The following is a 9,104-nucleotide window of genomic DNA, read 5'->3' on the forward strand; positions in this document are numbered from 1 at the left end:
ACTGGACCCCGCTGCGGACCGGGGCACCCGGACGTGGCGTAGGCCCCCTTCGTTTAGCGGCCTAGGACACCGGCCTTTCACGCCGGCAGCGCGGGTTCGAATCCCGTAGGGGGTACACATGGTCGAGGTCCCGGTCACCGTCAGGTGGCCGGGACCTCGTGCATTCATGGCACGCGTGCTTCTGTCGCGACCCTGACGTGCTCGGATACGGCTGGCAGGGGGCCGATTTGCGCAAAGGTCGGGCGGTCCACTAGTGTTCTTTCTCGTGCGAAGAGCACGGCCCTGTGGCGCAGTTGGTTAGCGCGCCGCCCTGTCACGGCGGAGGTCGCGGGTTCGAGTCCCGTCAGGGTCGCCAGAGACATACCGGCGCATTCGGTGTTCACCGGGTGCGCCGGTGGTCTTAGGGCCAGGTAGCTCAGTTGGTACGAGCGTCCGCCTGAAAAGCGGAAGGTCGTCGGTTCGATCCCGACTCTGGCCACAACACCGACGAACGCGTCGGAGGGAACCCCCTCCGGCGCGTTCGTCGTTTCGGGGAACGTCCTCCCCTCGTTATAGCGTGGACGCCATGCCATCGACTGCCGCCGAGGTCCCTGACGTGCCGGAAAAGTCCCGTAGGGGACCTCGGTGGGGGATCGTCGCCGCCGTCAGCGGACTCGTCGGCATCCTGCTCGCGATCATCGTGCCGCTGCTGCCGGTCACGCAGACCACCTCCACCGTCAGCTGGCCCGAGGCGGGCACCCTCGAGCCGGTCACCGCGCCGCTCGTCGCGTACTACCCGCTCGACCTCACCGTCGAGGTGCCGTGCACGGCCGTCGGGCAGTTGCCCGACGGCCGCGAGGACGGCGTGCTGGTCTCGACCGCGCCCCGCGAGGCGGGGGAGAACGCGGCGGCCCGCGCGCTCATGGTGTCCGTGGCCGGCCCCGACGTGGAGGTCCGCAGCCGCAACGCGCTCGTCGCCTCCGCGCCCACCGACGCGGTCGCCGCGCCCGGCGCGTGCTCCACGATCCGCGTCACGGCCGACTCCGGCTCGATCGGTGCCGAGTTCGTCGGCCTGGAGATCGACGGGCAGGGCGTCGGGGGCCGGATCGACGCGGACCTCCGTCCACAGGTGGTCGGGGTGTTCACCGACCTGGAGGGCGCGGCACCGGAGGGCATGGCCGTCCACATCACGGTCGACTCGCGCTACACCACGCAGGCGACCGCCATCAAGCAGATCGCGATCGTCGTGGGCATCCTCGCGATCCTCGTGGCACTCGTCGCGTTGCACCGGCTCGACCTGCGGGACGGGCGGACCGCGCGACGCATCCTCCCACCGGGCTGGTGGAAACCGCGTCCGCTGGACCTGCTGGTCGTGGCGACGCTCCTGGTGTGGCACGTCATCGGGGCCAACACCGCCGACGACGGCTACATCCTCACCGAGGCGCGCGCTGCCGTCTCCAGCGGCTACATGCCCGAGGTGTTCCGCTACTACGGGGCTCCGTACGCGCCGTTCGGCATGCCGTACTACCTCTACACAGCGATGAGCGCCATCTCGCTGGGCAGCGTCTGGCTCCGACTGCCCGCGCTGCTGCTCGGCATCGCCTCGTGGATCCTGCTGTCCCGGGAGGTCATCCCGAGGCTCGGCATCGCCGCCCGCCGCGCCGCGGCCGTGCGGTGGAGCACCGCCGCGGTCTTCCTCGCGTTCTGGCTCACCTACAACAACGGCCTCCGGCCCGAACCGATCATCGCCTTCGGTGTCCTGGCCACCTGGGTCTCGCTCGAGCGGGCACTCGCGACGGGACGGCTGCTACCCGCGGCGACCGGGTTCATCATCGGTGGGCTCACCCTGTCCGCAGCGCCCACGGGAACGTTCTGCATCGCGGTCATCATCGCCGCGTCCAGGCCACTACTGCTGCTCGTCATCCGGCGCGCGAAGCGCGACGGCTGGGTACCGACCGTCGCGCCGCTGCTGGCCGCCGGACTGGGCGTGCTGCACCTGATCTTCCTCGACCAGCCGCTGGTCACCACGCTGCAGTCGTCGGCGCTGCTCGGGGATGTCGGCCCCTCGGGCAGCTGGTACGAGGAGGTGTGGCGCTACGAATGGCTGATGAACCCCACCCCGGACGGCTCGCTGGCCCGCCGTTTCGGTGTACTCGCCATGCTCCTGTCCCTCATCACCTGCGCGGCGATCCTGTTCCGTAAGGGCCGGATCCCCGGGGTGTCCGTGGGCCCCGCCCGCCGCATCGTGGGATTGGCGGCCATCTCGATCGCGTTCATGGCGCTCAACCCCACCAAGTGGACCCACCACTTCGGCGCCTTCGCCACCATCGGCGCGGCGCTGGCGGCACTGGTGACCATGGCGGTCCTCCCGGCGGCGACCAGGTCACTGCGCAACCGCATGCTCTTCCTCGCCGGTGTCCTGTTCGTGCTGGCGCTGAGTTTCACCTCCACCAACGGCTGGTGGTACATCTCCATCTACGGCATCCCGTGGGGCGGCACCCAGCCGACCATCGCCGGGATCACCCTGTACTCCGTGTTCCTCGGGCTGATGCTCGTGGCACTCCTCGCCGCCCTGGTCCTGCACTACCGGGAGCCGTTCATGACGCGCACCGGGCAGGAGCGGGACGGTGGCGACCGCGGACCCCTGCTCCGGTTCGCCCGTGAGGTCTCCCACGCCCCACTCGGGCTGGCCGCGGCCCTCGTCGTCGTCGTCATCGTCGCCTCCATGGCCGCAGCGGTCCGCAACCAGTACCCCGCGTACTCGGTGGGCCTGCAGAACCTCCGCGCGCTCTCCGGCGAGCCGTGCGGCATCGCCGATGTCGTGCTCGCCGAGCCCGACGCCAACGCCGGCCTGCTCGCCCCCGTCGGCGAGCCCCGGGACCAGCTCGAGGCCGGCGGCGAGGCGGTCGTGTTCGACCCCGACGGGATCCCGACCGACCTCACCGCCACGCAGGCGGCCGATACCGACACCCCCGGCACCGGCGAGGGCTCCGACACCACGTCGACCACCGCCGGCACCGAGGGCGGCGTGCGCATCGGGGAGGGCATCAACGGCAGCCACGCAGTCCTGCCGTTCGGACTCGACCCCGCCCGCGTGCCGGTCCTCGGCAGCCACCAGTCGGGTGCGCAGTTCAACGCGGAGACGACCACCAACTGGTACCGGCTCCCCGAGGGGGAGGGGGAGAACGGCCAGAAGAGGGAGGACCCGCTCGTCACGATCGGCGTGGCCGGGTCCTTCGCTCCCGACGCGGTGCTCGTCGAGTATTCCACCGGCGGCGGGGAGTTCGAGGTGGCGGGCTCGGTCCTGCCGATCGACATCGGGCCGGCTCCGTCCTGGCGCAACCTGCGCGTACCGACGGACACCCTGCCCGCCGACGCCTCGGCCATCCGGTTGGTCGTGCGCGACCTCGACCCGGACCCGTCGCGGTGGATCGCGTTCACCCCGCCGCGCATGCCGGAGCTGGTCACCATGCAGCAACTGGTCGGCGACTCGAGGCCGGTGCTGCCGGACTGGGCGGTCGCGTTCCACACCCCGTGCCTGCGCCCGTTCGACGAGTACGCCGGCGTCCACGAACTGCCCGAGTACCGCGTCCTGCCCGATCGGGGACTGGCCGTGAGCTCCACCAACACGTGGCAGGCGTGGGACGGCGGCGGCCCCATCGGGTTCATCGAGTTGCTGCTCGAGGGCGAGACGGTGCCGACCTACCTCGAACACGACTGGGACCGCGACTGGGGATCGCTCGTGCGGTACACCCCGCTCGTGCCCGAGGCGCGCGAGGCGACCGTCACCCACGACGAGGCCGTACGGTCGGGACTGTGGAACGGTGGGCCGCTCGCACGGTGACCGGCTAGCATCGGCCCCGGAGCTATTACAAGGACTTCCAAGTAATGGCGCACAGGCACCTGACGACGACAGACTGGAGACACGCATGTCCGTGACGGAGAAGCAGTTCGAGAACATCCTGGTCGAGCAGACCGACCGGGTCGCGACCATCACGCTCAACCGCCCCAAGGCGCTCAACGCGCTGTCCAGCGGCATGGAGAAGGAGGTCGTCGAGGCCGTCGAGGCGTTGGACGGCGATCCCGGGGTCGGGTGCATCGTCATCACCGGGTCGGAGAAGGCCTTCGCGGCCGGCGCCGACATCAAGGAGATGAAGGACAAGAACTACCCGGGCATCTACCTCGAGCGGTTCTTCCACGACTGGAAGCGCCTCACCGCCGCGCGCACGCCGATCATCGCCGCCGTGTCCGGTTTCGCCCTGGGCGGCGGCTGCGAGCTGGCGATGATGTGCGACATGATCATCGCCGGCGACAACGCCAAGTTCGGCCAGCCCGAGATCACCCTCGGCGTCATCCCCGGCATGGGCGGTTCGCAGCGCCTCACCCGCGCGGTGGGCAAGGCCAAGGCCATGGACCTGTGCCTGACCGGCCGCCAGATGGACGCCGACGAGGCCGAGCGCTCCGGCCTGGTCGCCCGCGTCGTCCCCGCGGCCGAGCTGCTCGACGAGACCATGAAGGTCGCCACCACGATCGCCTCCATGAGCAAGACCACGGCGATCGTCGCCAAGCAGGCGGTCAACCGCTCCTTCGAGACCACCCTCGAGGAGGGCCTGCTCGCCGAGCAGAACGCCTTTTACGCGCTGTTCGCCACGGAGGACCAGACGGAGGGCATGTCCGCGTTCGCGGAGAAGCGGAAGCCCGAGTGGCGTCGCTGAACGACGGACTGAGGCACGGGCACCTCGCGGGGGGCGGTGGCGGGACGCACGACGCGCACCGCGCCCCCGGCGAGCCCCTGCCCGTCCTGGTCCTGACCGGCTATCTGGGCGCCGGCAAGACCACCCTGCTCAACCACCTGCTGTCCGGCACACCGGGGCTGCGCATCGCCGCGATCGTCAACGACTTCGGCGAGATCGACGTGGACGCCACCGCCGTCGCCGGCCGGGTGGACTCCATGGTCTCGCTGGCCAACGGCTGCGTGTGCTGCGAGGTCGACGCCAGCGAGCTCGGCGAGACCCTCACCCGGCTCGCGGACCCGGAGCTCGGCCTGGATCTCGCGGTCATCGAGGCCAGCGGCCTGGCCGAGCCGCCCGTCCTGTCGCGGATGGTGCACGACGTGCCGCGGCACGTGGCGCGCCACGCGGGGATGGTCCAGGTCGTCGACGCCGAGGGCCTCGATGACGCCATGACGCGACATCCGCGACTCGCGGCGCACCTGGCGGAGGCCGACCTCGTCGTCGTCAACAAATGCGACCTCGTCACCCGCGAGCGGTTCGGCGAGCTCCGGGCGACGATCCGCACCCACGCCCCGCGCGTGGCCGTGCTCCCGGCGGTCCGCGCCGCGGTCCCGGCCGGGTTGCTCCTGGACATGGCCCCCGACGGCCCACCGACCGCCGCGCCCGCCGCGACGTCCGGCGGCACCCACCGGCACGGCGAGCACGGACACGGCGACCACGGACACGGTGAGCACGGACACGGCGAGCACGGACACCACGAGCACGGACACCTGCATGACGGCTACACGGCCGTCACCGTGACGCCGACCGGTCCCCTGCACCCGCGCCGCTTCCTCACCGCGGTCTCGGCGCCGCCGGCCGGCGCCTACCGCGCCAAGGGCACGTTGACCCTGGCAGGCGCGGACGGCCCCCGCCGCTACGAGGTGGCCCTGGTGGGTCGCCGGTTGGAGCTGCGCGCCGGGGGAGAGGGGCCGGAGGGTCTGGTGGTGATCGGCGTGGAGATGGACGACGACGAGGTGGTCCGCTTCCTCGACGAGACCGTGCTGGACACCGGGGAGACGGTTGACGCCTCGGCCATGCTGGGCCTGCACCCGTACCTCGTCGGCGACCCGGACTCCAGCGACGTCGAGGAATGGATCTACGACGAACAGCGCGCGGCGCCCGTCACCGGGGTCGCCGCGATGTTGGCCGACCCCGAGGATCCGGAGGCATTCGATCCAGCTTTCACCCCCTGACCGCGGTGCGGGGACGAAGCTGCGGCCGGTACCCCCGACGACCTGACGCCTCTCTCATGTTCTGGTTCGGCGTCACCCCGACCACGTGCGTATAGTGGCGCTGACGACGCCGAAGTGTCGCACCGGCAGGGGGGCCAACCCGCCCGCGGCGGGGGTGCTGCACGGACGAGGGAGGAGACCTCGTGGACGAGGACAACACCGGCCACGGCCCGAGCGGCGCCGGGGACGCCCAGCGACGCAAGCGTGACCTCGCCTCGGTGCGTAGCGCGATCGCGGCGCTGCGGGAGGCCACGGGGATCCCCGTGACGATCGGTGGTGTCGTCGGGGAGGGCCACACGTTGGTCCTGTCCGAGTCCCTCGGGATGCGGACCTCGGCGATGAAGGACCTCAAGGTCCACTACGGGGCGGGCGTGGGCGGTCGGGTCATGGCCACCGGCAGGCCGGTCGGCGTGGCGGACTACCCGCGGGCCGGGGTCATCACCCACGAGTACGACCTGCCGGTGCTCTCCGAGGGGCTGCGGTCGATGGCCGCGATCCCCGTCGTGGTGGGCAAGGACGTACGCGCGGTGATCTACGCCGGTGTCCACTCCTCGGTCAGGTTCGGCGAGAAGGTCCTCAACCAGATGGCGGCCACCGCCCGTGCCCTGGAACAGGAGATCGCGGTCAACGACGCACTGGCGGCCCGCGGCGCCGCCCCGGTCGGGCCCGGCTCCGGCGAGGGCCGGTGGGACGACGTGCTGTCCAACGAGCGGATGCGCGAGACCCACGCCCGCCTGCGGATGCTCGCCTCACGCACCGAGGACCCGGACGTCCGCGCGGAGCTCGAACGCATCTGTGCCGAGATGGTCTCCCCGCCGCCCGAGATGCCCACCGCGCGGTTGTCCCGCCGCGAACTCGACGTGCTGGCGTGCGTAGCCCAGGGCAAGACCAACATCGAGACCGCCGTCGACATGGGCATCGGTGCCGAGACGGTGAAGAGCTACCTGCGGTCGGTGATGCGGAAACTCGACGCGCACACCCGGTTCGAGGCGGTCAACGCAGCACGCCGCATGGGCGCGCTGCCCTGACCCGCACCGCTCCGGCCGGTCGCGGTCCGGTCAGCCGCGCTCCGTCCGCTGAGCTCCGGTCAGCCGCGCTCCCCCGCCGGGCACCCACAGGACGTCGCCCTCCGGGTTCGCGACCCGGCCCAGGACGAACAGCAAATCCGACAGCCGGTTCAGGTACTTCGCCGGCAGGACCGAGGTCGTCTCCGGATGGGCCTCGACGGCCGCCCATGCCGAACGCTCCGCCCGTCGGGTGACGGTACGGGCGACGTGCAGGTACGCACCCCCCGGGGTCCCGCCCGGCAAAATGAACGACGTCAGGTCCGGCACCTCGGCGTTGAACTGGTCGATCCAGCTCTCGAGGCGATCGATATAGGGCTGCTCGATGCGCAGCGGCGGGTACTTGGGGTCCTCGACCTCCGGCGTCGACAGGTCCGCGCCGGCGTCGAAGAGGTCGTTCTGCACGGTCCGCAGTACCGCGACGACACGGTCGTCCAGGCCTCCGAGCGTCACGGCCACGCCGATCGCCGCGTTGGCCTCGTCGCAGTCCGCGTACGCCACCAGTCGGGGATCGTTCTTGCTCACGCGCGAGAAATCGGAGAGGCCCGTGGACCCGTCGTCGCCGGTCCGGGTATAGATCTTGGTCAGGTGAACAGCCATGTCGGCCAACCTACGCTGCCGCGGGGCCGCGGCTGGAGCGGATCCCTCCCTCCTCTCGCCTAGGGTGGAACCGTGAGCGCTAATCCCACGTCCCGCGAGGAGAGCTTCCTCGTCCGCGGCGGTACCCGACTGTCCGGCGAGATCTCCGTATCAGGCGCCAAGAACAGCGTGCTCAAGCTGATGGCGGTGGCGCTCATGGCCGAGGGGCGGACGACGCTGACCAATTGCCCGACGATCTCCGACGTCCCCGCGATGGCCGATGTGCTGCGCCACCTCGGGTGCACGGTCGAGGTCTCCGGCGACACCGTCGTGATCGACACCCCGGCTGAGTTGGGGCACGTGGCCGATGACAAAGCGGCCCAGCGCCTGCGCGCATCGGTGTGCATCCTGGGACCACTGGTCGGCCGCCATCATCGCGCCGTGATCGCGATGCCCGGCGGAGACGCGATCGGAAGCCGTCCCCTCAACTGGCACCAGAACGGACTCAACTGGCTCGGCGCCCGCACCCGCATGGACCACGGCCGACTCGTCGCCGACGCGACCGAGCTCCGGGGCGCGGACTACGAGTTGAGCTTCCCGTCCGTCGGCGCGACCGAGACCTTCGTGACCGCGGCGGTCCTGGCGGAGGGCACCTCGGTTCTCAAGAACGCCGCGCGCGAGCCGGAGATCGTCGACATCTGCGACCTGCTCAACGAGATGGGGGCACAGATCAGCGGCGCGGGGACGAGCACGATCACCATCCGCGGCGTCGATGAGCTGACGCCGGTCAGTCACCGGGTGGTCGGGGACCGGATCGTCGCGGCCACCTGGGCCATGGGTGCGGTGATGACCCGGGGCGACGTCACCGTCACCGGCATCGACCCCATGTTCATCCATGTGGTGCTGGAGAACCTGCGCGCGGTGGGTGCCGACGTCGAGACCGGGCCCGACTGGATCCGGGTCGCCCAGGAGGGCCGGCCGCGGGCCCGGGACATCCGGACCCTGCCCTTCCCCGGTTTCCCCACCGACCTCCAGCCGATGGCGATCGCACTCGCCTCCGTGTCCGAGGGGGTGTCGGTGGTGACCGAGAACCTCTTCGAGGCACGGTTCCGGTTCGTCGAGGAGATGGTCCGCATGGGCGTCACCGCCGAGACCGACGGTCACCACGCCAAGATCGTCGGCCGCGAGCGCCTGGACTCCGCGACGGTCTGGGCGAGCGACATCCGCGCCGGGGCCGGGCTCGTGTTGGCCGGCATGTGCGCGGACGACGTCACCGAGGTCTGCGAGGTCTTCCACATCGACCGGGGATACTCCGACTTCGTCGGGAACGTCCGGTCCCTCGGCGGCGAGATCGAGCGAGTGCCCACCCATCGTTGAGGTCGACGGGGCGGAGATCGGGCACGCAACGCCGAAACTGCCTCTGACCAGGCGATTAGTACTTTCGCCGCGGCCCGTGTAACTTTATCGGAGCCGCC

Annotated in this window: 6 protein-coding genes and 3 tRNA genes; 8 read left to right on the forward strand and 1 reads right to left on the reverse strand. The window is 70.9% G+C overall.

The genetic code is table 11. The features are described from left to right. Positions 1-42: 42 nt before the first annotated feature. The 7 genes from AYO52_RS01335 (at position 43) to AYO52_RS01365 (ending at position 7,014) form a co-directional block, all read left to right on the forward strand. A tRNA-Glu gene (locus tag AYO52_RS01335) sits at positions 43-115 on the forward strand. Between the two features lie 163 nt (positions 116-278). Then, positions 279-355 (forward strand) — tRNA-Asp (locus tag AYO52_RS01340). Between the two features lie 49 nt (positions 356-404). Continuing rightward, positions 405-478, forward strand: a tRNA-Phe gene (locus AYO52_RS01345). 87 nt (positions 479-565) lie between these two features. Continuing rightward, positions 566-3,823 (forward strand): arabinosyltransferase domain-containing protein, encoded by a 3,258-nt coding sequence (locus AYO52_RS01350; RefSeq protein WP_067712038.1) that lies wholly within the window; start codon positions 566-568, stop codon positions 3,821-3,823. 85 nt (positions 3,824-3,908) lie between these two features. Further along, the gene (locus AYO52_RS01355; RefSeq protein ID WP_067712041.1) at positions 3,909-4,694 is read left to right on the forward strand and encodes an enoyl-CoA hydratase; all 786 of its coding nucleotides are present in this window, start codon (positions 3,909-3,911) and stop codon (positions 4,692-4,694) included. Further along, on the forward strand, positions 4,682-5,947 hold the full coding sequence (locus AYO52_RS01360) for a GTP-binding protein (RefSeq protein WP_067712044.1): 1,266 nt from the start codon (positions 4,682-4,684) through the stop codon (positions 5,945-5,947). The genes AYO52_RS01355 and AYO52_RS01360 overlap by 13 nt, the downstream gene beginning before the upstream one ends. 182 nt (positions 5,948-6,129) lie before the next feature. Continuing rightward, entirely contained in the window at positions 6,130-7,014 is an 885-nt protein-coding gene (locus AYO52_RS01365) for a LuxR C-terminal-related transcriptional regulator (protein ID WP_067712050.1), read from the forward strand. Positions 7,015-7,044: 30 nt separating this feature from the next. Here AYO52_RS01365 and AYO52_RS01370 read toward each other — a convergent pair whose 3' ends face one another. Continuing rightward, positions 7,045-7,650, reverse strand: coding sequence for a cob(I)yrinic acid a,c-diamide adenosyltransferase (locus tag AYO52_RS01370; protein ID WP_067712052.1), 606 nt, complete (start codon positions 7,648-7,650; stop codon positions 7,045-7,047). Between the two features lie 72 nt (positions 7,651-7,722). Here AYO52_RS01370 and murA point away from each other — a divergent pair, with 72 nt between their 5' ends. Then, a complete protein-coding gene (gene murA / locus AYO52_RS01375) occupies positions 7,723-9,006 on the forward strand; it encodes a UDP-N-acetylglucosamine 1-carboxyvinyltransferase (protein ID WP_067712054.1) in 1,284 nt (427 codons plus the stop codon). The last annotated feature ends 98 nt before the right edge of the window (positions 9,007-9,104 follow it).

This window comes from Dietzia sp. 111N12-1, assembly GCF_001658045.1.
GTDB classification, from domain to species: domain Bacteria; phylum Actinomycetota; class Actinomycetes; order Mycobacteriales; family Mycobacteriaceae; genus Dietzia; species Dietzia kunjamensis.

Bases quoted from the DNA above. Each gene is read 5' to 3' on its own strand.
- AYO52_RS01350 (WP_067712038.1), top strand. From the start codon at position 566: ATGCCATCGACTGCCGCCGAGGTCCCTGACGTGCCGGAAAAGTCCCGT.
- AYO52_RS01355 (WP_067712041.1), top strand. From the start codon at position 3,909: ATGTCCGTGACGGAGAAGCAGTTCGAGAACATCCTGGTCGAGCAGACC.
- AYO52_RS01370 (WP_067712052.1), bottom strand. From the start codon at position 7,650: ATGGCTGTTCACCTGACCAAGATCTATACCCGGACCGGCGACGACGGG.